The following is a 22,673-nucleotide window of genomic DNA, read 5'->3' as shown; positions in this document are numbered from 1 at the left end:
AACGGAGAGTGGGTCATGCCGATCGAGGCAAGCTGTCATTGCGGTGAAACGGTGTTCGAGGTGGCGGAGGCGCCCTCGGGCGTGACTCGCTGCACCTGTTCGCTTTGCGCCAAGCGCGGCGCGCTTTGGGCCTATTACACGCCGGCGCAGTTTCGGCTGCTGTCGCCGCCGGAGAACGTTGCGACCTATCTCTGGGGCAGCCGCACGGTCAAACATCATTTCTGCGCGAACTGCGGCTGCGGCACCTATTCGGAATCGCCGGACTGGTCGACCGGCAAGCCCGATTTCGACAATCCCAAGGTCGGCGTCAACGCGCGCCTGTTCGACGATTTCGATCTGGAGGCCGTGCCGGTCAACCTGATCGACGGCAAGAATTTGTGGTGAGCAGTATAGGTTCGTACAATCTATCTCAGCATGATCCACGCCGGCGCGTGATCGCTCGCGCCGTCCTCGCCGCGGACCTCCTTGTCGACGCCCGCTTTGGCCAGGCGTGAGACGAGGACGGGGCTAACCAGGAGGTGATCGAGCCGCAAGCCCGCATCGCGCGGCCAGCGGTTCCGCTTGTAGTCCCAGAAGGTGTAGATGCGCTTGTCCGGATGCAGCTCACGGATCGCGTCGCACCAGCCCTGTGAGACGAGCGAGGCAAAGGCCGCGCGGCTCTTCGGCTGGATCAGGGCATCCTTGTCCCACGATCGTGTCGGATAGATGTCGATCTTCGTCGGCGCGACGTTGTAATCGCCGGCGAGCACCACCGGCAGATCCTGCTTGATGAAGGTCCTGGCGTGGCGCTTGAGACGCGCGAACCAGTCGAGCTTGTAATCGAATTTCGGTCCCGGTTGCGGATTGCCGTTTGGCAGGTAGATGCTGGTGAAGATGATTCCGCGCACCGCAGCTTCGATGTAACGGGCTTCGTGATCATCAGGCTTTCCCGGCAAGCGATCGCGCGTGAGAACCGGCTCGGCATTGCGGGCGAGAATGGCGACGCCGTTCCACGTCTTCTGTCCACACCACACTGCGCCGTAACCGGCCTTTTCGATGGCGGCCGCCGGAAATTCGCCATCACTTGCCTTCAACTCCTGAAGCGCGACGACGTCAGGCTTCGCCGTTCGCATCCACGCCAACAGATTGGGCAGGCGGCGATTGACGTTGTTGATGTTGAATGTCGCGATCTTCATGTAGAGCTACCGGCTCCTGCCTTCCGTCACCGGAGATACAATGTCCAGATTGAGCTTTGTCGCCATCGTCGTCACCGCTGCCTTCTCCGCAGCGGCTTCGGCACAATCGGCCGATCCGCGCGGCGCATGCAAGGCGGACTATGATAAATTCTGCGCCGGCCTCGCACCCGGAGGCGGGATCGTCGCCTGCCTCAATGGCAAACGCGACCAGCTCAGCGCGACCTGCAAGGCGGCCCTGGACAGCAGGAAAAAGAAGTAAGCGGCGAACAGCTCAGCTCAGCTCAGCTCAGCAGCGGCGGCGGCGGGCTCGCCGGCTGCTCGATCGGCGGCGTGGCGGGCGTCTGCTCGGCCACCGGCGCCGGACGTCCCAGCGGCTCGACCGCGTTGCCGCCCTTGTAGATACGGGCGTAGCGATGGCCGAGGCTGGTCAGCACCTCATAGCCGATCGTGCCGAAATGATGGGCGAGCTCGTCGACGGTGATGCCTTCGCCGAGCAGTGTCACCATGTGGCCGCGCCGCGCCGCGTTCGGGGGCAAATCGGTGATGTCGATCGCGATCAAGTCCATGGAGACGCGGCCCGCGACCGGGCAGCGTTTGCCGGCGACGATGACCTCGGCGCCGCGAGTGCCGTCATTGGAGCTGGCGGCGCGGAAATAGCCGTCGGCATAGCCGACCGCGATGATCGCGAGCTTGGTCGGCCGCCGCGCGGTCCAGGTGCCGCCATAGCCGACGCTCTCACCGCGCTCGACATTGCGGATCTGCACGATGCGTGCCTTCAGATCGACCACCGGCTGCATCGGATTGTCGGCCTCCGGCGTCGGATTGACGCCGTAGAGCGCTGCGCCCGGCCGCACCAGATCGAACTGGAAGGGCGCGCCGAGGAAGATTCCGGAGGAATTGGCGAGCGCCGCGGGCACGCCGGAGAATTCGCTGGCGATGCTGCGGAAGGCTGCGAGCTGCTTGGCATTGACGGGGCTGTTGAGCTGCTCGGCCGAGACCAGATGGCTCATCACCAGCGTGATGCCGTGATCGCCGGCATTGATGCGGGGGATGATGGCCTGCGCTTCCGCCAGCGTCAGCCCGAGCCGGTTCATGCCCGTATCGATGTGGATGGCGGCGCCGCCGGTCCAGCCGGTGCGGCGGCAGAACACGTCCCATTCGGCGAGCTCGTTGAGATCGCCGATCACGGGGCGGCAATTGATCTGGGCGTAGTGCTCGCCGGTGTTCTGGAAATAGCCGCCGAGCACGTAGATCGCCGGCTCGGGGACCGCGGCGCGCACCTTGCGCGCTTCCTCGATGGTCGCGACGAAAAAGGTCTTGCAGCCGGCCTTGTTCAGTGCGCGCGCGACCTGCTCGGCGCCGCAGCCATAGGCGTCGGCCTTGATCACCGCCGAGCATTCGGCCGGGACCGCCGTCTTCTCGAGCTTGCGCCAGTTGGCGATGATGGCGTCGAGATCGACGGTGAGCACGCCGCCGAAGCCAGCGAGTGCGGCTGCCTGATTGGCCTCCGCCGAGAGAAGGCCGGATTGAGGGATCATTTTCGGGTCGGACGCCATTGTCATGGCGCCGTTTTACGCAAGAGGCCGGTCCGGTTCAAGGAACTCAGTACTCGCTGCGATCCGGAATCTGGCCGTCATGCGCGAGGTCGCCGAAGCGCGTGACCGATGCGTCGAAGTGCAGCTCGACGGTGCCGGTCGGGCCATGGCGCTGCTTGCCGATGATGACTTCGGCGCGCCCCGCCGTGCGTTCCATGTCGGACTGCCATTTGGCGTGTTCCTCGGTGCCGGGGCGCGGCTCCTTCATGGCGAGGTAATATTCCTCGCGGAACACGAACAGCACGACGTCGGCGTCCTGCTCGATCGAGCCGGATTCGCGCAAGTCCGAGAGCTGTGGCCGTTTGTCCTCGCGCGATTCCACCTGACGCGAGAGCTGCGACAGCGCAATCACGGGGACGTTGAGCTCCTTCGCCAGCGCCTTCAGACTGGTCGTGATTTCCGTGATTTCCTGAACGCGGCTGTCGCTGGCGCGCTTGCCCGAGCCGGACAGAAGCTGGATGTAGTCGATCACGAGGAGATCGAGGCCCTTCTGGCGCTTCAGCCGGCGCGCACGCGCCATCAGCTGCGCGATCGACAGGCCGCCGGTTGCGTCCACATAGAACGGCAGCGACTGCAGCTCGATCGAGACCTGGCGGATCTTCTCGAAATCGGCCTCCGAGATGCCGCCGCGGCGGATGTGGGAGGAGGGGATGCCGGTGCGCTCGGCCACGATACGCGTGGCGAGCTGGTCGGCCGACATTTCGCAGGAGAAGAAGCCGATGACGCCGCCGTTGGCGGCCTTCATGGTGCCGTCGGCCTGTAGTTCCGGAACGTAGGCCTGCGCGACGTTGTAGGCGATGTTGGTCGCCAGCGACGTCTTGCCCATGCCGGGACGTCCCGCGACGATGATGAGGTCGGAGTGCTGCAAGCCGCCCATCTTGGTGTCGAGATCGCGCAGGCCCGTGGAGATGCCCGACAGCTTTCCGTCGCGCTGGAACGCCTTGGCAGCGAGATCGACCGCGACTGTCAGCGCCTGCGAGAATTTCTGGAAGCCGCCGTCGTAGCGGCCGGATTCCGCGAGCTCGTAGAGGCGGCGTTCGGCGTCCTCGATCTGCGCCCGCGGCGCAAAGTCGACCGGGGCGTCATAGGCGACATTGACCATGTCCTCGCCGATGCCGATCAGGTCGCGGCGCAATGCCAGATCGTAGATGGTGCGCCCATAATCCTGCGCATTGATGATGGTGGTCGCTTCGGCCGCGAGCCGCGCCAGATATTGCCCGATGGTCATGCCGCCGACATCGGTGTCGGCGGGCAGGAACGTCTTCAATGTCACCGGCGTGGCGATCTTGCCCATCCGGATCAGGCTGCCGGCGGTCTCGTAGATGGTCTGGTGCAAGGGCTCGAAATAATGCTTCGGCTCCAGGAAATCGGAGACGCGGTAGAAGGCGTCGTTGTTGACCAGGATCGCGCCCAGAAGGCTCTGTTCCGCCTCGATATTATGCGGCGCGCTCCGATAAGCGGGAGTTCCGGCTTCGGGCGCGAGTTTGAGAACGTTCGAATCAGTCAGGGCCATGGTCGAGCGATAGCAATTTTCTGGGGCGGATGCGGGGCCGGGATAAAGCGCCGCCTCGGCCCAAAGCGGAAGCGAAAGCTGGCTGCTATCAACCGATCATTAAAATGGTGGATGATTGGTCGCCGCAGCCCGCGCCGCGCTTGACGGGTTTTCGCGGAACTCGGGGCGCGGCCTGGAAGCGGCCGCAGCGGCGCCACGGAAAACTCCGGATGAAGTGAACCTAATGGATTGGCGGGCAGACGTATCGAGATGCGCGCGAAATGACGCACGCTGGGAGCTTTCGGCTCGGCTTCAGACCAGCAGGAGGTAGACCAGCGCAACCACGGCCGCCCCGACGCCGGTCACGATCAGGGCGTAATCGGTGCGGAGGTCGTCCTGCACGTCGAATGAGGTTTGGGTCTCTTTGCTCATGGCGACGGTCTAAGCCAGGCCCGACGAGACTTATGTGAAGCAGATCACATCTCCCCGGATTCTTTCGGGGGTAGTGCCGGAACAGGCAGGCGGGCAGGGACTTATCCCGTGATCCGCCAACGGGGAGACGAGGCAGGCGATGCGGCCAGAACGGCAGCCCCAGAATTGGCGGAGCGAGGCAGGCAGCCGGCTTTGGCTGTCGGGCCTGATCGCGGCCATGGAGCACGCCGAACGTCCCGAAATCCGGCGCCAGCCGGTCGCACCCGAGGTCATCGTGGAATTGCGCGCGCAACTGGCGTTAACAGCCTCTTTCCGCCTCTCCCAGATATCGACCCTGCGCCACTAGGCCATCATTCATCTGCGACCTTTCGTCTGAGCAGCCTCATGTGCGCCATGGCGTCGCGGGTGGAGCAGAAATCAGTTCAACATCGGGGCACTGGCGAGCCGTCATTGCGGTCTGCTATTGCGCTGTGATCACAGCCGATATTCCAAAAGCGCTTAATCACATCCTTGCGTGTGGAGCCTGCTTCCATTCGCGGCTCAATCCGCTAAAAGGTGACCCGCCGCCGCGCCTTCTGCCGGCTGGACCTCTCGGAATTCAGTGGAGATGATGGGAATGTCGAGCCGAGCGCTCAGCCTCGCGACGGTGTTGCTTCTGATCGGCTTCGGTGCGACCGATGCCGCTCTTGCACAGGCGACGAACCTCGAGGCCGGCAAAAGCCCGTCCCAGATTTTTGCGCAGACCTGCACTGCCTGCCACAAGAGCCCGCGCGGACTTCTGAAGTCCGTGGCGCCGGGTTCGCTGCCGGGATTCCTGCGCCAGCACTACACCACGAGCTCGGACATGGCGGGCGTCCTCGCCTCCTACCTCGTCTCCAACGGTGCCACCGACACCCGCTACCAGGCCAAGGACGGCGGCAAGGACGGCAAGGACAAGAAGGACGGCGCCAAGGAGAAGGAAGCGAGCACCAATCCTGAGCATCATGGCCGTCGCCAACGCTCCCAGGAGGCCGCCAAGCCGGAAGGCGAGGCTGCTGTCGCCCCGGCGGCCGAGGGCGCGCGCCAGAAGCGTGCTGCGCGACCGAGCGAGGAGGGTGCCAAGGAAGCTGCAAAACCCGAGGGGCAAGCCACGCCGGAGGGCCGCAAGGCCAAGCGTCTCAGCAAGCGCGGCAAGCCCGAGACCGAAGAGGCGCCGAAGGCCGATGCCGCCACGCCGGCCACCGACGACAAGAAGGCCGACGACAAGAAGAACGAGTCCAAGCCCGAGACCGTCAAGCCCGAGACCGCCAAGGTCGAGCCCGGTCGCGATGAGGCCAAGCCCGACAGCGGCAAGGCATCGGAGAAACCCGCCGAGTCGAAGCCGGAGAGCGCCAAGGTCGAGCCGCGTGGCACTGATACGCCGGCGCTGCGGCCCGATCCGGTGCCGCAGGTGACGCCGGCGCCGCCGGCAGCGGCCACTGCCGAACCCAAGCCTGCCGAACCCAAGCCCGCTGAGCTCAAGCCGGCGGAAGAGGCGGCTCCCAAGCCGGCCGCGCCCGCCGCCAGCTCCGAACCGGCAGCCAAGCCGCCGGAGCCGGCGCCGCCCGCGACTGCTGCGGCCCCGCCGCCGGCGTCATCTTCCGGACCGCCGGCGCCGCCGATCTCGCGGTAGGCCGCACCCCATTTTTATTCGACAAACGGAAGCCGCGCTCATCGCGGCCTCCGCATCATCTTGACCATGACTAGAGCACTGCTCTAGAGTAATGCTCCAGGAGGCGCCGATGACGGCGAGCGTGCGCGACGATCTGCTGGCGGCGGGGCTTTTCGTCTTCGACCGCGTCGGCTTCGAGGCTGCCACGGTGGCTGCGATCCGCGCCCGGGCGCGCGCCTCCAACGGCAGCTTCTTCCACGTCTTCGGCTCGAAGAAGGAGCTTGCCGGTGCGCTGTTCCTGGACGTGCTGCGGCAGTATCACGCCGCGATGCTGGCCGCGCTCGATCCTCTGCCTGACGCCGGGCAGGGCATCGATGGCCTGATCCGGGCGCATCTCGACTGGGTCGTCACCAGCCGGCGCCAGGCGCGCTATCTGTTCGATATCTCGCGCAGCGAATGGGGCGAGGACGTTCGCGACGCCCAGCGCGCGCAGAATGCGCGCCTTGCCGAAGGCATCGAGCGCTGGCGCGGGCCGCTGGTGGGGCGCGGAGAGCTTTTGCCGATGACGCCGGCGATGTTCGTCAGCCAGCTCATCGGTCCGGCGCAGATTTTTTGCCGCGCCTTCCTGTCGGGACGCGACCGCACCGATCCGCGCGCCGAGGCCGAGACGTTGATCGCCTGCGCCAGCCGTGCGCTGCGGCCACTCGATCGTATCAACACGCCGTGAGGAGAGGCCCATGCCAGCCGAAGCAGATCCCGAATTCGCGGCGGTAGCCGAGCGCATCCACGCCAATGTCGGCCGGCAGGGCTTTATGAACCTGGTCGGCGCCGAGCTGTCCGAATTGTCGCGCGGCACCTGCACGATCGCGGTCGAACGCCGGCCGGAGCTGCTGCAGCAGCACGGCTTCTTCCATGGCGGCGTCACCGCCTTCCTGGTCGACAACGCGACCACGATCGCGGCGGCCACTTCGCGCGGCCAGCCGGCACTGACGGCGGAATACAAGCTCAATCTGCTCTCGCCTGCGGTCGGCGAGAAGCTGATCTGCCGGGCAAGGGTGATCAAGCCGGGCCGTCAGGTCGCGGTGGTCGCCGCCGACGTGTACTGCGTCAGCGGCGGTGTCGAGAAGCACACGGCCACTGCGCTTGCCTCGATCGCGATGCTGAGCGAGGAGGCCGCCGCCAAAACGATCAGCCCGGCCGCCTGAGGCGGCCGGGCTGATCCATTTTCCGTCGTCATTGCCGGGCTTGACCCCAATCCATCTTCTTGAGCAAGGCTCTTTTGATGGATGCGCGGGTCAAGCCAGCGCATGAGGCGTATTTACTTCTCGGTCTCTGCCGCCGGAGCCGGCTCGACGTCGTCGTGCTCGGCTTCCGGATCGAAGAACTCGCCTGCGGCGGCGATCGCTTCGGCAGCCGCGTCGCGGTCTTCGTTGCGGGTCGAGATGTCCTCGCCGCGGTTGATGCGCTCGGCCTCGTCCTGGCTGCGCGCCACGGTGACACTGATCTCGACCTCGACCTCGGGGTGGACCGCAACCGTGATGGTGTGCTTGCCGATGGTCTTGATCGGCGCGTCGAGCTGAACCTGCGGGCGGGACAGCGAAACGCCGTCGGCTTCGAACGCCACGACGATGTCACGCACGTTGACCGAGCCGAACAGCTGGCCGGCTTCCGAGGCCTGCCGGATCACGATGATGTTCTTGCCCTGGATCTTCTCGGCGACCTTGGACGCCTCGCCCTTGGACTGGAGGTTGCGAGCCTCGAGCTCGGCCTTCATGCCGTCGTACCTGGCACGGTTGTCGGCGGTGGCGCGCAGGGCCTTGCCGCGCTTGAGCAGGAAATTGCGGGCATAACCGTCGCGAACCTTCACGACTTCGCCCATCTGACCGAGCTTGTTGACGCGTTCCAGCAAAATGACTTCCATATTCGTTCTCCTTTGAAGTGTTGAGTGAGTTGGATTTTCGGACTTGAACTCAGGGGGTCGGCAGCGGCGGTGGCTGGCGCATACGCAGGAAGCGCTCGCGGAAGCCGAACACGGCATCCGCAAGGCCGAGGATGACCATTGCAATGACGGGCCAGCCGAAAAAGACGACGACGGCGTAGGTCGAGCCGAGCCAGAAGGTGCGGCTTTTCAGTGCCAGCGTCAGCGTATGCAGCACGGCAAAGCCGGTCAGCGCATACCCCATCATCAGCGCCGCCGTGGTGATCTGCGCGACGATCGCGAGCAGTCCGCCGGTGAAGCAGAGGGCGATCGCGATGCAGAGCGCGACGAGCGTCATCGGCGGCAGCTCCGCCGTCATCAGGTCCGGCCAGGGACGTCGCAGCCGCCCCGACGTCGCGGTCACCTTGGCGCTGAGCCAGAGATTGAGTGTCAGCGTCATCATCGCGACGATGGTGGCCGCGGCCGGTGCGATATTTACCAGCGCGTCGACGAACTGGCCGGCTTCGCCGGAGGCCTGCGGGTCGGCGGTACGGAGGAGGCGCATCAGGCCACGTCGCAGCGCGCCGGTGATGGTCTCGGCGTCGGTACCGAGCGTGAGCAGGGCGGCGATCGTGGTCAGCGTGGCGAAGCCCGCAATCCAAAGCAGGATGCGGCCAACCGGATACCACTCGAGCTCGGGTTCGGCCGGCGGCGCGGCGTCGGCGGCGGGCGCTGCGCCCGGCACCAGCCGGCTGAGCAGGACGAGATGGCCGAGCCACCAGGCCGGCAGTGCGACGGTGACGGCGAAGGCGATGCAGTAGGGCAGTCCGAACAGGGCGCCGAGACCGAGCGCGGCAGCGATGCCGCCGAGCGTCGCGCAAAGCGGTCCCCAGCCGATCGAGGCGACCATCAGCGGCAGCGGTGCGAGATAGAACAGGACGAGCGAGACCAGCGCGCCCGAAATGATCGAGGCGAACATCAGGGCCGACGCAGCGCCGGCGATCAGGGCTATCAGTCCAAAGGCCATCATCAGCTGTCCCGCTCCCTTCGAGCGGTTAGAGGCGTCTTGCCCCAACCATCGGCGACCGGACGACCCGGAAGCCTTATGAAACTCAAGCATGATCCGGAAAAGTGTGCAGCGGTTTTCCGGAAAGATCATGCTCAAACGACAACCCAAAGCGCGATGATGATTCATCGCGTTTTGGAGTGCGGCCGGCGGCGATGTCGTCGCCGGCCGAGTTCGTCTTAGCGAATGACGTAGGGCAGCAGGCCCAGGAAGCGCGCGCGCTTGATGGCGCGGGCGAGCTCACGCTGCTTCTTCGCGGACACCGCGGTGATGCGGCTCGGCACGATCTTGCCGCGCTCGGAGACGTAACGCATCAACAGCTTGGAGTCCTTGTAGTCGATCTTCGGAGCGTTCGCACCCGTGAAAGGGCAGCTCTTGCGACGACGGAAAAACGGACGGCGTGCACCAGCTTCAGCCATTGATCTTACTCCGCATCCGGCGTTGAGGTTTCAGCTTCGTCGCGCGGACGGCGCGGACCGCGGTCACCGCGGAAGCCACCACCGTCGCGATCGCCGCCACGGAAACCGCCTTCGCGGTCGCCACGGAAGCCACCGCCTTCGCGATCACCCCGGAAGCCGCCGCCACGGTCGTCACGCTCGCGGTCGCGGTCGGCCTTGCGCATCATCGCGGACGGGCCTTCCTCGAGTTCTTCGACGCGGACGCTGAGATAGCGGATCACATCCTCGCTGATGCGCTCCTGGCGCTCGATCTCGGCGATCGCGGCGGACGGCGCGTCGATGTTGAGCAGCACGAAGTGCGCCTTGCGGTTCTTGTTCATGCGGTAGGTGAGGGAGCGCACGCCCCAGTTCTCGGTCTTGGTGACCTTGCCGCCGAGACCCTCGACGATGCCGGTCATCTGCGCAGTCAGCTCTTCGACCTGCTGCGTGCTCGCGTCCTGACGCGCGAGAAAAACATGCTCATAGAGAGCCATGGTGGTCCTTTCCTCATGTTGGCGCATCGCCCGGCGTCAAGCCCTTAAGAGGCCTTCGGAAAGGACTCTGGGATTAAGCTCAGAAGGCGGAAACACGGGACGACGGGCCGACTGGCCCTGCCACACCAAAATCACGAATGATTTGCTGAGACCGTCCGTTCAGCTCCCGGCCGGGGTCTGCGGATGCGCGCCTTATACGGATTTTGGCCGACTTGGCAAGGATGCAGGCGGCTATTCGCCCGGACGGTTCCCGTCCAACGGCATTGGGCCGGTCCTTTCATACCACAATCCAGCTTGATCTATTTGTTTGTATGTCATACAAATAAACGAGCAAGAGGGCTCCATGGCGGAAAAGTCGGTTCATGAGCCGTTTGAGGCGGCTGGCGACCCCAAGCATACCGCGCGCGCCACGCGCTCGGCAGGCCGCAAGATGCGGTCGCTGCTGCTGGATGCCGCGAGCCCGATGTTCCGGGAGCGGGGGCTGTCGGGCACCGCGATCACCGACATCGCGGCCGCTGCAGACGCCTTCCCGAGCCAGATCACCTATTACTTCCGCACCAAGGAGGCGCTGTTCGTCGAATGCGCCTGCCGCGAGCTGCTGTATCTGGCGCGAAAGACGGAGCAGGCGGCGCTGAAGGCGCGCACGCCACGGGAATACACCCATGCGCTGGCCGAGACCGTAACGGCGAGCGATTCTGTCGCTTTCTTCGCCGAAGCCCTGACATTGACACGGCGGCGCCAGGATATCGCACCGCTGGTCGAGCGCACCATCGAGCGTCTGCACAGCGAGGGCGCGCGGGCCTATGCCAGTCAGGTGGAGCGGCACGGCTGGCGCTCCCTGCGTGCGCCCGACGAAAGCTCCCGGCGGTTCTGGGCCGTCGCCATCGGCATCATCCTCGAGGGTTACGCCATGGGCCGTTCGCCCGAGGAGCTCTGTGCCGAGATGCTCCGCGTGCTCGGCGAGCAGGCGAAATCCGTCGGCGACGCCGCGCGCCTGCGCCTCGTCGACGCGCACACTGCATCAAGCAATTCGAACGAGGAGGGTAGGCCATGACCGCGCTTCGCATGCGTGCCCGTGATTTCCTGACCGACGATCAGCTCGCCGACGTGCGCCAGCGCGTGACGTGGAAAGGTGTCGCACTGATCGCCCACGCATGGGCATTGATCATCGGTGCGATCGCACTGGTCGCGTGGTGGCCAAATCCGGTCACCTATGTTCTCGCCGTCGCCATCATCGGCTCGCGCCAGCTTGGGCTCGCGATCCTGATGCATGACGGTGCGCATGGTTGCCTGTCCGCCGACGAGAAGACCAATCTGGCCCTGAGCCAGTGGTTTTGCGCCTATCCACTCTTCGCGGAGACGCGAAGCTACCGGCGCTATCACCTTCAGCATCATGCGCGCACCCAGCAGGAGGACGATCCTGATCTCGTGCTGTCGGCGCCGTTTCCGATCACGAAGCTGAGCTACCGCCGCAAGTTCATTCGGGACATCACCGGGCAGACCGGCTACCAGCAGCGCAAGGCGCAACTGCTCAATGCGCTCGGTCCGAAGGACTGGTCGTGGCGGCAGCGCGCGGCGCATTTCCGGGAGCAGCTCGGGCCGCAATGCCTCGTCAATGCGGCGATGTTCGCAGCGCTTGCGGCGGCCGGTGTGTGGTGGGCCTATCCGCTGCTATGGCTGGTGCCGCTGCTCACATGGATGATGGTCATCACCCGCATCCGCAACATTGCCGAGCACGCCGTCGTCCCCGACAGCAGCGATCCCCTGCGCAACACCCGCACCACTTACGCCAATTTTCTCGAGCGCCTGTTCATCGCGCCGTATTACGTGAACTATCACCTCGAGCATCATCTCTTGTTCTACGTGCCCTGCTACAATCTGCCGAAGGTGCATCGCCTGCTGAGCGCGAGCCGGCACGCCGGCCGCATGGAGGTGCAGCCGGGCTATGCGGCCGTGCTGCGGCTTGCGACGGCGAAGCCGAACCGCGACGACCGGCCGGGTCAACTGGTGAACAGCGCACGCCGCGCGCAGGCCGGGTCGGAGGTCGATGCCAACCAGACCGCCGGCGGATTTTAAGGGGGCGCGTTCCCGGTTGAATGCCGGTCGAAGTTCCCATCTTGGCTTGACAGTCCGACCCCGGACAGTGTCTACGGCCCCCTTTGGAGCATGATCCGGAACCATGGCCTAAGGCCGTGCGTAATCGGCTGCCGGTTCTCGCAGAGATCACGCCCGACAAGCAGGGAGCGCCGATGACGGCTGCATTCACATTTCCAGGGCAGGGTTCCCAGGCGGTTGGCATGGGCAAGGCTCTCGCCGACTCATTTCCGGTGGCGCGCGCCGTGTTCGACGAGGTCGATGCCGCGCTTGGGGAGAGGCTGACGGCGACCATCTGGGAAGGCCCGGCCGAAACCCTTCAGCTCACCGAAAACGCCCAGCCGGCCCTGATGGCGGTGTCTGTTGCCACATTGCGTGTGCTTGAGGCTGAAGCCGGTTTTTCCGTGGGGCGGGACGCGACCTTCGTCGCTGGCCACTCGCTCGGTGAATACTCGGCCCTGGCTGCGGCCGGCAGCCTGACGATTTCCGACACCGCGCGGCTGCTTCGCACTCGCGGTCTCGCAATGCAAAAAGCGGTGCCGGTCGGCGCCGGCGCGATGGCCGCTCTGCTCGGCCTCGACTACGAGGCCGCCATGGAGGTCGCGCACGAGGCGGCGCAGGGGCAGGTCTGCCAGGCCGCCAACGACAATGGCGGCGGGCAGGTGGTCGTCTCCGGCGACAAGGCCGCGGTCGATCGCGCCGTCGAGATCGCCAAGACCAAGGGTGCCAAGCGCGCGATGTTGCTGCCGGTGTCCGCGCCGTTCCATTGCAAGCTGATGCAGCCGGCTGCGGACGCGATGGCCGAGGCGCTGGCCAAGGTTACGATCAGGGCGCCGGTGGCGCCGCTGGTGTCGAACGTGCTGGCGCGCGCGATTACCGATCCCGACGAGATCCGCCGCCGTCTGGTCGAGCAGGTCACCGGCACTGTGCGCTGGCGCGAGTCGGTCGCCTACATGGCGGGGCAGGGCGTCACCCGTTTCTTCGAGATCGGCGCCGGCAAGGTGCTGACGGGACTCGTCAAGCGCATTGCGGACGGTGCCGTCGGGGTTGCGGTCGGCGGGCCGAACGACATTGCCGCCGCCAGGGATGCATTGGCCGCTGCGAAGCAGGGCTAACGCGCGATGGTTCGTCATCGCGCTTCAGTTCTTTAAGTTTGCGCACGATCTTTCCGGACAACTTCTGCACGCTTTTCCGGATCGTGCTTTGAAGGAGTTATCGATGTTCGATCTGACTGGCAAAAAGGCGCTCGTCACCGGCGCAACTGGCGGCATCGGCGGCGCGATCGCGCAGGCGCTGCACGCGCAGGGCGCCACCGTAGCGATTTCGGGCACGCGGAAGGAAGTGCTGGATGAGCTTGCCGGCAAGCTCGGCGAGCGTAGCCATGTGCTGCCCTGCAATCTCTCCAAGGCGGACGAGGTCGAGGCGCTGGTGCCCGCCGCGGAAGCTGCGATGGGACAGGTCGACATCCTCATCGCCAATGCCGGCATCACCCGCGACAACCTCTTCGTGCAGCTCCGTGACGAGGACTGGGATGAGGTCATCAACGTCAATCTGACTGCGACCTTCCGCCTCGCGCGCGCCGCGACCAAACTGATGATGCGCAAGCGCTTCGGCCGCATCATCGCCATCACCTCGGTGGTCGGCGTCACCGGCAATCCCGGGCAAGGTAATTATACGGCCTCGAAGGCGGGCCTGATCGGGATGATGAAGACGCTGGGTGCCGAGTACGCCAAGCGCGGCGTCACCGCGAACTGCATCGCGCCCGGCTTCATCAAGACGCCGATGACCGATGCGCTCAACGACAAGCAGCGCGAAATGATTCTGACCAAGGTTCCGGCTGCCCGCCTGGGGACGCCTGAGGACATTGCGGCGGCCGCCGTCTACCTGAGTTCGAACGAAGCTGCCTACGTCACCGGCCAAACCATCCATGTCAACGGCGGCATGGCCATGATCTGACCCATGATCTGACGCCTCGCTCCGCGCCGCCCCTCGGGGCGGGCCGGATGCGGCAAACGGCCGTTTCCGGAGCGAAATGAGGCTTGTAGTCAAGGCAATTGAAGTATGATAACCGGACCTTCAACGGATGGGCAAAGAACGCCATTGCAGGTTTTTGAAACCCTGTATATTGGCGATGCTGAGCCTTGGCCGTCGTTCGCCGGGCCCTGCATCGGTTAGGATGGGGCCAAATCAAAGTTCGTAAGCGAAGGCAGTCAAACGACCACGACGGCTCGTATCGTCCCGGGGGGTCGGGTCTACAGGGAACAACACGAGGTTAAGCAATGAGTGACATTGGCGAGCGGGTTAAGAAGATCGTGGTCGAACACCTTGGTGTTGAACCCGAGAAGGTTGTCGACGCTGCGAGCTTCATCGACGACCTCGGCGCCGACAGTCTGGACACCGTCGAACTGGTGATGGCGTTCGAAGAAGAATTCGGTTGCGAGATTCCGGACGACGCCGCGGAGACGATTCTCACCGTCGGCGACGCGACGAAGTTTCTCGAGAAGAACGCGAAGAGCTAAGGCTCTTCAATTTCGCGGGGACAACATTGAAACCGGACGGGCCGCTTCCCAGCGGTCAGCCGGTTTCTTGTTATTGGCCGCGAATCTTTCGATACGGAGTTTTCAGATATGAGGCGGGTTGTCGTCACGGGTCTCGGCATGGTGTCGCCACTCGGCTGTGGCGTCGAACCGACCTGGAAACGCATCCTCAACGGCGAAAGCGGTGCGCGCAGGATCGAGAGCTTCGACGTCTCCGATCTGCAGACCAAGATCGCCTGCACGGTCGTGCGTGGTGACGGAACGAACGACACCTTCAATCCCGACAAGTGGATGGAGCCGAAGGACCAGCGCAAGGTCGACGACTTCATCATCTTCGGCATGGCTGCGGCCGGCCAGGCGCTCGACGATGCCAACTGGCATCCCGAGACCGAAGAGGACAAGTGCGCCACCGGCACCATGATCGGGTCCGGCATCGGCGGCCTCAACGGCATTGCCGACACCGCGATCCTCCTGAAGGAGCGCGGACCGCGCCGGGTCTCACCGTTCTTCATCCCGGGCCGCCTGATCAATCTCGCTTCCGGCTACGTCTCGATCGCGCACGGGCTGAAGGGGCCGAACCATTCGGTGGTTACGGCCTGCTCGACCGGCGCACATGCCGTCGGCGATGCCGCCCGGCTGATCGCGCTCGGCGATGCCGACGTGATGGTCGCCGGCGGCGCTGAATCGCCGATCGGCCGCATCGGCATTGCCGGCTTCAACGCCGCGCGTGCGCTCTCCACCGGCTTCAACGACACGCCCGAGAAGGCCTCGCGTCCTTACGACAAGGACCGTGACGGCTTCGTGATGGGCGAGGGCGCCGGCGTCCTCGTCCTGGAAGAACTCGAGCACGCCCGGCGCCGCGGCGCGAAGATCTATGCGGAGGTGGTCGGCTACGGCCTCTCGGGCGATGCCTATCACATCACCTCGCCGGCACCCGATGGCGATGGCGGCTTCCGCAGCATGGCCGCCGCGCTCAAGCGCGCCGGCATCACGGCGTCCGATCTCGACTACATCAACGCCCACGGCACCTCGACACCGCTCGGTGACGAGATCGAACTCGGGGCTGTCGAACGTCTGCTCGGCAATGCAGCATCCAAGGTCGCGATGTCCTCGACCAAGTCGTCGACCGGACATCTGCTCGGTGCAGCCGGCGCGATCGAGGCGATCTTCGCCGTTCTGGCGATTCGCGATAATGTCGTGCCGCCGACCATCAACCTGGAAAATCCGTCGGTCGAAACTGCGATCGATCTCGTGCCGCGCACGGCGAAGAAGCGTGAAGTCAACATCGCGTTGTCGAATTCTTTCGGTTTTGGCGGTACCAACGCGTCGGTGATCGTCCGGCGTCTGGACCATTAGTTTGTTGTTGCGACGAATCCACCGTTTTGCCGCATTCGGCGATAGTCATGGAAGTGGGCGCGTGCATCTGGCTCGGCAAGCGATCGTCGGGCCGCGATTGAACCGGCAGGATTCAGGTTGCATCGATGAGTGAAAGGCCGCCCATTTCGCCGCGGAGTCCGCGGGCAGCGCTCGAGCCCGAGCAGGTCCCGCCGCCGCCGAAGCGATCGGACCGCGCGCGCAATCCTTTCGTGATCGTCGGCAACGCCATCATCACCCTGCTGCTGATCGCGATGATCGGCGCCGGCGGCGTCTATTATTACGGCCGGCAGGTGCTCGAGGCGCCAGGGCCGCTGAAGGACGACAAGATCGTCAACATTCCGCAGCGTGCGGGCAAGCGCGACATCGCCGAGACGCTGAACCGGGAAGGCGTGACCGACGTCAATCCGTGGGTGTTCATCGCCAGCGTTGCTGCGTTGAAGGCGAGTTCGGATCTCAAGCCCGGCGAGTACTCGTTCCAGAAGAACGCATCCTTGCGCGACGTCATCGCCACCATCGTCGAGGGCAAGGTGGTGCAGCATGCCGTCACGATCCCGGAGGGCCTGACCTCCGAGCAGATCGTGGCGCGGCTGTCCGACAACGACATCTTCACCGGCAGCGTGCGTGAGCTGCCGCGCGAGGGCACGCTGTTGCCGGAAACCTACAAGTTCCCGCGCGGGACCCCGCGTGACCAGGTGGTCCAGCGCATGCAGCAGGCGCACAAGCGCGTGCTGTCCGAGATCTGGGAGCGCCGCAGCCAGGACATCCCGGTCAAAACTCCTGAGCAACTGGTGACGCTGGCCTCGATCGTCGAGAAGGAAACCGGCAAGCCGGACGAGCGCAGCCGCGTCGCCGCGGTGTTCGTCAACCGCCTGAAGCAGAGGATCAAGCTGCAGTCCGATCCCACGATCATCTATGGCCTCGTCGGCGGCAAGGGCACGCTCGGCCGTCCGATCAAGCGCAGCGAGATCACGCAGCCTTCGCCCTACAACACCTATGTGATCGAGGGACTGCCGCCGGGGCCGATCTCCAATCCCGGCCGCGCCTCGCTCGAGGCCGCCGCCAACCCGGCCCGCACCCGCGACCTCTATTTCGTCGCCGACGGCACCGGCGGGCATGCCTTCACCGAGACCTACGACGCGCACCAGAAGAACGTCGCCAAGCTCCGCGCGATGGAGAAGCAGATCCAGAACGACACGGTCGAGCCGGCCGAGGACGCGCCGCCGCCGGCCGCCGCCGCGCCCAGCGCCGCCGACACGCCGACCGCGACCACGCCGGCTCGGCCCAGCCAGCAGAAGAAGCCGCCTGCGGCGCGCCCCGCGCCCGCCCGGCAGGGCGCGGTGCAGACCTCGCCCCCGGTGGTCCAGCGCTAACCCGGCGCAGACCTGTCAACCGCAGACCTGCCTGCGGGACTTTGCGGATTCCACTTTCCTGCAAAATAGTCTTAAGATTCGCGTGCCTTGATGGGCCCGCGAATCCCGTGTTTCTGGAGAAATTGACCTGATGGCGTTGTCGTCCATGACGGGCTTTGCCCGAAGCCACGGCGCTAGCGGGCCGTATACGTTCGAATGGGAATTGAAGTCGGTCAACGCCAAGGGCTTTGACTTGCGCGTGCGGCTGCCGCAGGGGTTCGACGAGCTCGAGGCTCATGCCAAGAAGCGCGCCGCCGAGCTGTTGTCGCGCGGCACCGTCTACGCCAATCTGACCGTCAAGCGCGCCAATGCCGCGGCGTCCGTCCGTGTCAACGAGGATGTCCTCAACGCCGTCCTGAAGGCCGCAGCCGTGATCGCCGGCAAGGTCGACGCGGTCGCGCCGAGCGTCGACGGACTTTTGGCCATCAAGGGTGTCATTGAGGTCGCCGAGCCCGAGGGCGACGAGGAGGAGGACAAGGCCGCGCGCACTGCTGCAGCCGACGCCTTCGACCAGGCACTCGCCGATCTCGTCGAGATGCGCAAGCGCGAGGGCACCTCGCTCGGGCAGATCCTGACGCTGCGGGTGGACGAGGTCGAGCAGCTGGCGAAGAAGGCCGAGGCTGCGCCCGGCCGCAAGCCCGAGGCGATCAAGGCCAGGCTCGCCGAACAGATCGCCAGCCTCCTCGACACCTCCGACCGTTTCGATTCCGACCGCCTGATGCAGGAGGCGATCCTGATCGCGACCAGGGCCGACATCCGCGAGGAGCTCGACCGCATCGCCTCGCATATCGCGCAGGCACGCGAGCTGATCGGCAAGGGCGGCCCGATCGGCCGCAAGCTCGACTTCCTGGCGCAGGAGTTTCACCGCGAGGTCAACACCTGCTGCTCGAAGTCTAACGACATCGAGCTGACCAATACGGGGCTCGCCATGAAGAACGTGGTCGAGCAATTCCGCGAGCAGGTCCAGAATCTGGAGTGATCGATGACGACGGGCGGTCACGGAACTGACGGTGTCGAGCGGCGCGGATTGATGTTCGTGCTGTCTTCGCCCTCGGGCGCGGGCAAGACGACGCTGTCGCGTCTGCTGATCGAGCGGATGCCCGGCCTGCGAATGTCGGTGTCTGCCACCACGCGGCCGATGCGGCCCGGCGAGGTCGACGGCCGCGACTATCTGTTCGTCGACAAGCCCCGCTTCGATGCGATGGTGAAGGGCGACGAGCTGCTGGAATGGGCGACCGTGTTCGACAACAGCTACGGCACGCCGCGCGCGCCGGTCGAGGCGGCGCTGTCGGCGGGGCAGGACGTGCTGTTCGACATCGACTGGCAGGGCACGCAGCAATTGCGCGAGAAGGCGCGCGCCGACGTCGTCAGCGTCTTCATCCTGCCGCCCTCGGCGGCCGATCTCGAGAAGCGGCTGCACTCGCGCGCGCAGGATTCCGACGAGGTGATCCGCAAGCGCATGAGCCGCGCCAGCCACGAGATGAGCCACTGGGCCGAGTACGACTACATCGTCATCAACCACAACGTCGATGACGCCTTTTCCGAGGTGCAATCCATCCTGAAGGCCGAGCGCCTCAAGCGCGAGCGGCGGACTGGCCTCGTGGGTTTCGTGCGCGGTCTGCAAGGCCAGCTTCAAGGCTAGGCTGCGACAGGCGCGGCCCGTCCTGCGCCAGCCGTTCCAGCATCGCCGTGATCACGTCGACGTCGACGGCGTCATCAATTGCCTCAGCCTCATCGCGATCGGCCGGCTCTTCGTCATGAGCCTCGTTGGCCGCGAGCCGGGGCGCAGACGCCTCGATCTCGAACTCTCCGCTGAACACATCGGCCTCGTCGAGTTCTGCGGCCGCGTTGCGGGCCAGCGGCTCACGCGCGTCGATCACTTCGATCTCACGATCAATCGCGGCCAGCTGCAAGGGTTTGGGCTCCAAGGGTTTGGGCTGCAAGGCTTCGGGCGCCAAGGCTTTGAGCTGCGAGAGTGGGGGGCGTACAGCATCGAAATCGATCGGGCGCGGCTGCTGCGCGCGCGGTGCGATGTCGGTTGCGTTGAGCCAGGGCGCACGGCCGTCGCCGTGATCGTGCGGTTCAAAATTGTCCCAGTTGACGCGGCGATGGTCGGCGGCCTGGACGCGGATGCGTCCGCGGGCGGCGAAGCGGTAGACGATGCTGGCGAGGATGCCGGCAAGCGCCAGGGCGCCGCCGATCACGAGCAGCAGCATCTGGAGCGAGCCGGCCGGCTTGTCGGCGGTGCTGTCTGCCGCGGCCAGAGCCATCGGAGCAGGGGATTTCGACGGCTTTGCACTCGGCTGTGCCGTCGTCGTGACAGGAGCGGGCGCCGGCTGCGGTGCGGGCGACGTGGACGCATCGGGCCAACGCGTCGCAACGGCAGGCTGCTGCGCGCTGTCGTCGGCGGCGGGGCTCGCAGCTTGTTGCGTCGGCGCCGCCGGTGCGGGCACCTTCGGCGCTGCGGGGCTCTGCGGCGTCAGATATTCGGCGCGGGCATCCTGCACCGAGTGCGGCTGCGGCGCTGCTGAATCGGCTGTCGGCGCGTCGGGCGCAGCCTGCGCGGTCTGTACGGTTTTTGCATTGTCCTTGCCGCCTTCGGCACGCAGATACCAGCATTGCCGCTTGGTGGCGCGCTCGAGGCGATAATGCCAGTGCTGGCCCTGCGGCGCAGCGCCCTTTGGCGAGGCAAGGCAGTCGCTCGCGGCATTTGCCGTGCTCGTTGCCGTGGGCGCAGTCTGCGACACGGCGGCCAGCGGCGCACCTGCAATGATGCTGCCCGCAAGCGCGGATATGAACTTTGCGGTGCGGTTGCCCATCCTGGTCTCCCGGTTACGCATGACGCAACTCTTAACCAGCCCTTTCTCGTCAAAGACTTGGGTGGCAATGAGCCGCAAATCCGGAGAGGATGTGGCCTGAATTGGGCCTGCGCGCCGTTCGTTCCGCCCCGCAGCCAGGCTTTTTTGCTGTTATTGCTTGGTCGAGGTCCAGGTTCCGCCGCAGCCGTCGGAGCGTCGGAAGGTGCCGGAACCGCTGCGCGCTCCGAGGCGGCCGGCGCCCGTGAATGTCACACCCTCGCCTTGGCCGAACGTGCTGACCGATCCGCTTGGGCTGACGGTGCCGGTGACGCCCTGGCCGATGACCTTGCCCGAGGAGACCACGACCGCGCCGGACGTGGTGCCGCCGCAGCCGACGCTGACGACCATCCAGGCGCCGTCAAAACCGCCACCGCCGCCACCCCCACCGCCGCTTCGCCGCGACGACGCGCGTGGCTCCTCGGCCGGCTTGCTGCGTCGCGCCGAAGGCGCCGGTTCGGCCGAACGGTCAGAGCGCGAGCCGGACAGCGACTTCTCGTCATTGCCGATCGAGCCGCCGGCGCTGCCGGACTGCGCGAGCGCGGACGATGAGGCGGAGGCGGTGAGCAGGAAGGCGAAAGCGAACGTCCGGGTGGCGGCATTGGGCATGAGCAAAAATCCAAAATGAAAATCGTATCAGCGGCCGGAGCCGTCGGCGCAGACGGATCCGATAATGCGGCAAGCTTTGCCAGCCTTTCCGCATTCGTCAAGCGCGGCGTCCCTGGCGCGCTGGACGCTGTCGCGCTGGACCAGCGACCAGGACTTGTCCGATATCGCGAAGGCGCCGCAGCTCTTGCCGTAAAAGGAAAGCTCGATCGGACATTTGGCGTCGGCGCAATTGCCGCGCGCGTCCGCCACCGCCGCGCGCCGCGAGGCGTGATTCCACGATATCCCCCATTTGCTGTCGTCGGGCCCGTAGACGATCGAGCCCCACGGCTTCAGATCCTCCATCTTGCGCATCCGCAGCAGCAGGCCTTCGGTCGGCTCACCCGTGGGCGCCATGGAAATCCGCTGCTGGAGTTTCGTGATCGCGCGGGTGAGTCCGTCGGCCGTGTCCGGGTCGAAATTGAGCTCGTAGAGCCGCTCGCTGAGCTCGCTCAGCAGGGCGGCATCACGCAAGGGGACGCGGTCGGGGTCGGCGCGCAGCCGCTCTGCCGGAAGCGGATCGGGCTGCATTGCGGCCACCTGCGGCGGTGCGGTTTGCGTCGGGGCCACGAAATAGAAGGTGCCGTCGATCGGCGAGGACGACACCCAGGGCTGCTGCGCGCCTGACGTGGCGCGCTTCACGGCGAGGCCGACCTGGTTGAAGGTCTGGAAGACGTCGAGACCGGCGGTCCGGACCGTCGCGGCCAGCGCCTTGGTGTAGGGGCTGTGGCCGTCGCTGCCGTCCTGCGCGACGTTGCCGGGCTGCGTCGCATAGGAGATCAGCGTGCCCTCGGGCGCGCGCATCTGCGCTAGGCCGCCATCTGACGACCGCAGGCCGCGTGAACCAAAGGGGTTGTTGCGGCAGGCGTCGAGGATCACGAGGTTGAGGCGCGTGCCCGATCCCTGCATCTGGCGCAGCACGAGGTTGACGTCGGTCATCTGGAAATCGACGTCGGCCTCGCGCGTGGGATTGGCACCGACCGGCACGAGATAGTTCGAGCCCGCGACCTGCACGCCGTGGCCGGCATAATAGAACAGCGCGACATCGGCACCTTGCACCTGCCGCCCGAAGCTCTGCACCGCGAGGTCCATCGCGCCCTTGTCGAGATCGTGCTGGGCGCGGCCACCGACCAGCGCGAAGCCGAGCAGTCCAAGCGTCTCCGCCATCAGGCTCGCGTCCCTGGACGGGTTGTCCAGCGGCGTGATGTTCTTGTAGGCGGAGTTGCCGACGACCAGCGCGACTCGCTTCTCGGCCGATGCCGCTGCAACCGTGGCAACGAACAGGGCCGCGGCCAGCATCGTCACCGTCAGGACGCGATTGAAAAAGCTCGCGCGCATCAAAATTCCCCAAAGCCAAATTCTTCAGAGTAATCGCGTCAATCTACCAGCTCGAGGCGCGGGCGAAAAGCGGTGCGACGTCCTATACGGGGAGGGCCTGGGCGTATCAGCAGGGCTATGGCAGATGACAGCGGGAGGTTTCCGAAAGAGCTCGGCCTGCATGGTTCGAGACGCCCGCT

General features: G+C 65.6%; 25 protein-coding genes. 15 read left to right on the top strand and 10 right to left on the bottom strand.

The window, feature by feature from the left end; all coding sequences use genetic code 11:
- Positions 1–15: 15 nt before the first annotated feature.
- Entirely contained in the window at positions 16–384 is a 369-nt protein-coding gene (locus NR187_RS33665) for a GFA family protein (protein WP_211385415.1), read from the top strand.
- 20 nt (positions 385–404) lie between these two features.
- Here NR187_RS33665 and NR187_RS33660 read toward each other — a convergent pair whose 3' ends face one another.
- Positions 405–1,175, bottom strand: coding sequence for an exodeoxyribonuclease III (locus tag NR187_RS33660; protein WP_256809334.1), 771 nt, complete (start codon positions 1,173–1,175; stop codon positions 405–407).
- Between the two features lie 40 nt (positions 1,176–1,215).
- Here NR187_RS33660 and NR187_RS33655 point away from each other — a divergent pair, with 40 nt between their 5' ends.
- Positions 1,216–1,434 carry a hypothetical protein gene (locus tag NR187_RS33655; protein WP_211385417.1) on the top strand — a complete coding sequence of 73 codons (219 nt, stop codon included), beginning with the start codon at positions 1,216–1,218 and terminating at the stop codon, positions 1,432–1,434.
- Between the two features lie 22 nt (positions 1,435–1,456).
- Here NR187_RS33655 and alr read toward each other — a convergent pair whose 3' ends face one another.
- Positions 1,457–2,731 carry an alanine racemase gene (gene alr, locus NR187_RS33650; protein WP_256809369.1) on the bottom strand — a complete coding sequence of 425 codons (1,275 nt, stop codon included), beginning with the start codon at positions 2,729–2,731 and terminating at the stop codon, positions 1,457–1,459.
- Positions 2,732–2,777: 46 nt separating this feature from the next.
- Positions 2,778–4,283 carry a replicative DNA helicase gene (locus tag NR187_RS33645; RefSeq protein ID WP_211385418.1) on the bottom strand — a complete coding sequence of 502 codons (1,506 nt, stop codon included), beginning with the start codon at positions 4,281–4,283 and terminating at the stop codon, positions 2,778–2,780.
- Between the two features lie 550 nt (positions 4,284–4,833).
- Between NR187_RS33645 and NR187_RS33640 the strand changes: the two genes are divergently transcribed.
- The 4 genes from NR187_RS33640 to NR187_RS33625 all read left to right on the top strand — a co-directional run bounded on the left by NR187_RS33640 (position 4,834) and on the right by NR187_RS33625 (position 7,529).
- Positions 4,834–5,040, top strand: a complete 207-nt coding sequence (locus NR187_RS33640) for a transcriptional regulator (protein WP_256809333.1) — start codon at positions 4,834–4,836, stop codon at positions 5,038–5,040.
- 270 nt (positions 5,041–5,310) lie between these two features.
- Positions 5,311–6,345, top strand: coding sequence for a hypothetical protein (locus NR187_RS33635; protein ID WP_256809332.1), 1,035 nt, complete (start codon positions 5,311–5,313; stop codon positions 6,343–6,345).
- A gap of 109 nt (positions 6,346–6,454) precedes the next feature.
- The gene (locus NR187_RS33630; RefSeq protein ID WP_211385421.1) at positions 6,455–7,051 is read left to right on the top strand and encodes a TetR/AcrR family transcriptional regulator; all 597 of its coding nucleotides are present in this window, start codon (positions 6,455–6,457) and stop codon (positions 7,049–7,051) included.
- Positions 7,052–7,061: 10 nt separating this feature from the next.
- Positions 7,062–7,529 (top strand): PaaI family thioesterase, encoded by a 468-nt coding sequence (locus NR187_RS33625; RefSeq protein ID WP_211385422.1) that lies wholly within the window; start codon positions 7,062–7,064, stop codon positions 7,527–7,529.
- A gap of 113 nt (positions 7,530–7,642) precedes the next feature.
- Here the strand turns inward: NR187_RS33625 and rplI are convergent, their stop codons facing one another.
- The 4 genes from rplI to rpsF all read right to left on the bottom strand — a co-directional run bounded on the left by rplI (position 7,643) and on the right by rpsF (position 10,239).
- Complete coding sequence (gene rplI, locus NR187_RS33620; protein ID WP_211385423.1) at positions 7,643–8,245, bottom strand: 50S ribosomal protein L9; 603 nt, start codon at positions 8,243–8,245, stop codon at positions 7,643–7,645.
- A 49-nt stretch (positions 8,246–8,294) separates the two neighbouring features.
- A complete protein-coding gene (locus tag NR187_RS33615; RefSeq protein ID WP_211385424.1) occupies positions 8,295–9,272 on the bottom strand; it encodes a DUF2232 domain-containing protein in 978 nt (325 codons plus the stop codon).
- 215 nt (positions 9,273–9,487) lie between these two features.
- The gene (gene rpsR, locus NR187_RS33610; protein WP_007592020.1) at positions 9,488–9,727 is read right to left on the bottom strand and encodes a 30S ribosomal protein S18; all 240 of its coding nucleotides are present in this window, start codon (positions 9,725–9,727) and stop codon (positions 9,488–9,490) included.
- Positions 9,728–9,732: 5 nt separating this feature from the next.
- Entirely contained in the window at positions 9,733–10,239 is a 507-nt protein-coding gene (gene rpsF, locus NR187_RS33605; RefSeq protein WP_211385425.1) for a 30S ribosomal protein S6, read from the bottom strand.
- A 343-nt stretch (positions 10,240–10,582) separates the two neighbouring features.
- Between rpsF and NR187_RS33600 the strand changes: the two genes are divergently transcribed.
- The 9 genes from NR187_RS33600 (at position 10,583) to gmk (ending at position 19,298) form a co-directional block, all read left to right on the top strand.
- On the top strand, positions 10,583–11,293 hold the full coding sequence (locus NR187_RS33600) for a TetR/AcrR family transcriptional regulator C-terminal domain-containing protein (protein ID WP_256809331.1): 711 nt from the start codon (positions 10,583–10,585) through the stop codon (positions 11,291–11,293).
- Complete coding sequence (locus NR187_RS33595) at positions 11,290–12,315, top strand: fatty acid desaturase family protein (protein ID WP_256809330.1); 1,026 nt, start codon at positions 11,290–11,292, stop codon at positions 12,313–12,315. The genes NR187_RS33600 and NR187_RS33595 overlap by 4 nt, the downstream gene beginning before the upstream one ends.
- Positions 12,316–12,488: 173 nt before the next feature.
- Entirely contained in the window at positions 12,489–13,448 is a 960-nt protein-coding gene (gene fabD, locus NR187_RS33590) for an ACP S-malonyltransferase (RefSeq protein WP_256809329.1), read from the top strand.
- Between the two features lie 103 nt (positions 13,449–13,551).
- Positions 13,552–14,289, top strand: coding sequence for a 3-oxoacyl-[acyl-carrier-protein] reductase (gene fabG, locus NR187_RS33585; protein WP_256809327.1), 738 nt, complete (start codon positions 13,552–13,554; stop codon positions 14,287–14,289).
- 323 nt (positions 14,290–14,612) lie between these two features.
- Complete coding sequence (locus NR187_RS33580; RefSeq protein WP_008130699.1) at positions 14,613–14,852, top strand: acyl carrier protein; 240 nt, start codon at positions 14,613–14,615, stop codon at positions 14,850–14,852.
- Between the two features lie 108 nt (positions 14,853–14,960).
- Positions 14,961–16,226 carry a beta-ketoacyl-ACP synthase II gene (gene fabF / locus NR187_RS33575; RefSeq protein WP_256809308.1) on the top strand — a complete coding sequence of 422 codons (1,266 nt, stop codon included), beginning with the start codon at positions 14,961–14,963 and terminating at the stop codon, positions 16,224–16,226.
- A 125-nt stretch (positions 16,227–16,351) separates the two neighbouring features.
- Positions 16,352–17,617 (top strand): endolytic transglycosylase MltG, encoded by a 1,266-nt coding sequence (mltG, locus tag NR187_RS33570; RefSeq protein WP_211385431.1) that lies wholly within the window; start codon positions 16,352–16,354, stop codon positions 17,615–17,617.
- Positions 17,618–17,747: 130 nt separating this feature from the next.
- Positions 17,748–18,635, top strand: coding sequence for a YicC/YloC family endoribonuclease (locus tag NR187_RS33565; RefSeq protein ID WP_256809306.1), 888 nt, complete (start codon positions 17,748–17,750; stop codon positions 18,633–18,635).
- Positions 18,636–18,638: 3 nt separating this feature from the next.
- Positions 18,639–19,298: a guanylate kinase gene (gmk, locus tag NR187_RS33560; protein WP_211385433.1), complete on the top strand. Its 660-nt coding sequence runs from the start codon at positions 18,639–18,641 to the stop codon at positions 19,296–19,298.
- Here the strand turns inward: gmk and NR187_RS33555 are convergent.
- The 3 genes from NR187_RS33555 to NR187_RS33545 all read right to left on the bottom strand — a co-directional run bounded on the left by NR187_RS33555 (position 19,231) and on the right by NR187_RS33545 (position 22,494).
- Positions 19,231–20,496 carry a hypothetical protein gene (locus NR187_RS33555; RefSeq protein ID WP_256809304.1) on the bottom strand — a complete coding sequence of 422 codons (1,266 nt, stop codon included), beginning with the start codon at positions 20,494–20,496 and terminating at the stop codon, positions 19,231–19,233. The genes gmk and NR187_RS33555 overlap by 68 nt on opposite strands.
- Before the next feature lie 129 nt (positions 20,497–20,625).
- Positions 20,626–21,120: a hypothetical protein gene (locus NR187_RS33550; RefSeq protein WP_211385434.1), complete on the bottom strand. Its 495-nt coding sequence runs from the start codon at positions 21,118–21,120 to the stop codon at positions 20,626–20,628.
- Between the two features lie 27 nt (positions 21,121–21,147).
- The gene (locus NR187_RS33545) at positions 21,148–22,494 is read right to left on the bottom strand and encodes a caspase family protein (RefSeq protein ID WP_256809303.1); all 1,347 of its coding nucleotides are present in this window, start codon (positions 22,492–22,494) and stop codon (positions 21,148–21,150) included.
- Between the last annotated feature and the right edge of the window lie 179 nt (positions 22,495–22,673).

Origin of the sequence: Bradyrhizobium sp. Bra64 (assembly GCF_024519875.1) — a bacterium.
Classification (GTDB): domain Bacteria; phylum Pseudomonadota; class Alphaproteobacteria; order Rhizobiales; family Xanthobacteraceae; genus Bradyrhizobium; species Bradyrhizobium japonicum_G.
The sequence above is the reverse complement of the archived record's forward strand: the minus strand, read 5'-3'. Positions and strand labels throughout refer to the sequence as shown.

Excerpts from the sequence above, each read along its gene's own strand:
- NR187_RS33665 (WP_211385415.1), top strand. The coding sequence starts at position 16 with ATGCCGATCGAGGCAAGCTGTCATTGCGGTGAAACGGTGTTCGAGGTG.
- NR187_RS33660 (WP_256809334.1), bottom strand. The coding sequence starts at position 1,175 with ATGAAGATCGCGACATTCAACATCAACAACGTCAATCGCCGCCTGCCC.
- NR187_RS33655 (WP_211385417.1), top strand. The coding sequence starts at position 1,216 with ATGTCCAGATTGAGCTTTGTCGCCATCGTCGTCACCGCTGCCTTCTCC.
- alr (WP_256809369.1), bottom strand. The coding sequence starts at position 2,731 with ATGGCGTCCGACCCGAAAATGATCCCTCAATCCGGCCTTCTCTCGGCG.
- NR187_RS33645 (WP_211385418.1), bottom strand. The coding sequence starts at position 4,283 with ATGGCCCTGACTGATTCGAACGTTCTCAAACTCGCGCCCGAAGCCGGA.
- NR187_RS33640 (WP_256809333.1), top strand. The coding sequence starts at position 4,834 with ATGCGGCCAGAACGGCAGCCCCAGAATTGGCGGAGCGAGGCAGGCAGC.
- NR187_RS33635 (WP_256809332.1), top strand. The coding sequence starts at position 5,311 with ATGTCGAGCCGAGCGCTCAGCCTCGCGACGGTGTTGCTTCTGATCGGC.
- NR187_RS33630 (WP_211385421.1), top strand. The coding sequence starts at position 6,455 with ATGACGGCGAGCGTGCGCGACGATCTGCTGGCGGCGGGGCTTTTCGTC.
- NR187_RS33625 (WP_211385422.1), top strand. The coding sequence starts at position 7,062 with ATGCCAGCCGAAGCAGATCCCGAATTCGCGGCGGTAGCCGAGCGCATC.
- rplI (WP_211385423.1), bottom strand. The coding sequence starts at position 8,245 with ATGGAAGTCATTTTGCTGGAACGCGTCAACAAGCTCGGTCAGATGGGC.
- NR187_RS33615 (WP_211385424.1), bottom strand. The coding sequence starts at position 9,272 with ATGATGGCCTTTGGACTGATAGCCCTGATCGCCGGCGCTGCGTCGGCC.
- rpsR (WP_007592020.1), bottom strand. The coding sequence starts at position 9,727 with ATGGCTGAAGCTGGTGCACGCCGTCCGTTTTTCCGTCGTCGCAAGAGC.
- rpsF (WP_211385425.1), bottom strand. The coding sequence starts at position 10,239 with ATGGCTCTCTATGAGCATGTTTTTCTCGCGCGTCAGGACGCGAGCACG.
- NR187_RS33600 (WP_256809331.1), top strand. The coding sequence starts at position 10,583 with ATGGCGGAAAAGTCGGTTCATGAGCCGTTTGAGGCGGCTGGCGACCCC.
- NR187_RS33595 (WP_256809330.1), top strand. The coding sequence starts at position 11,290 with ATGACCGCGCTTCGCATGCGTGCCCGTGATTTCCTGACCGACGATCAG.
- fabD (WP_256809329.1), top strand. The coding sequence starts at position 12,489 with ATGACGGCTGCATTCACATTTCCAGGGCAGGGTTCCCAGGCGGTTGGC.
- fabG (WP_256809327.1), top strand. The coding sequence starts at position 13,552 with ATGTTCGATCTGACTGGCAAAAAGGCGCTCGTCACCGGCGCAACTGGC.
- NR187_RS33580 (WP_008130699.1), top strand. The coding sequence starts at position 14,613 with ATGAGTGACATTGGCGAGCGGGTTAAGAAGATCGTGGTCGAACACCTT.
- fabF (WP_256809308.1), top strand. The coding sequence starts at position 14,961 with ATGAGGCGGGTTGTCGTCACGGGTCTCGGCATGGTGTCGCCACTCGGC.
- mltG (WP_211385431.1), top strand. The coding sequence starts at position 16,352 with ATGAGTGAAAGGCCGCCCATTTCGCCGCGGAGTCCGCGGGCAGCGCTC.
- NR187_RS33565 (WP_256809306.1), top strand. The coding sequence starts at position 17,748 with ATGGCGTTGTCGTCCATGACGGGCTTTGCCCGAAGCCACGGCGCTAGC.
- gmk (WP_211385433.1), top strand. The coding sequence starts at position 18,639 with ATGACGACGGGCGGTCACGGAACTGACGGTGTCGAGCGGCGCGGATTG.
- NR187_RS33555 (WP_256809304.1), bottom strand. The coding sequence starts at position 20,496 with ATGCGTAACCGGGAGACCAGGATGGGCAACCGCACCGCAAAGTTCATA.
- NR187_RS33550 (WP_211385434.1), bottom strand. The coding sequence starts at position 21,120 with ATGCCCAATGCCGCCACCCGGACGTTCGCTTTCGCCTTCCTGCTCACC.
- NR187_RS33545 (WP_256809303.1), bottom strand. The coding sequence starts at position 22,494 with ATGCGCGCGAGCTTTTTCAATCGCGTCCTGACGGTGACGATGCTGGCC.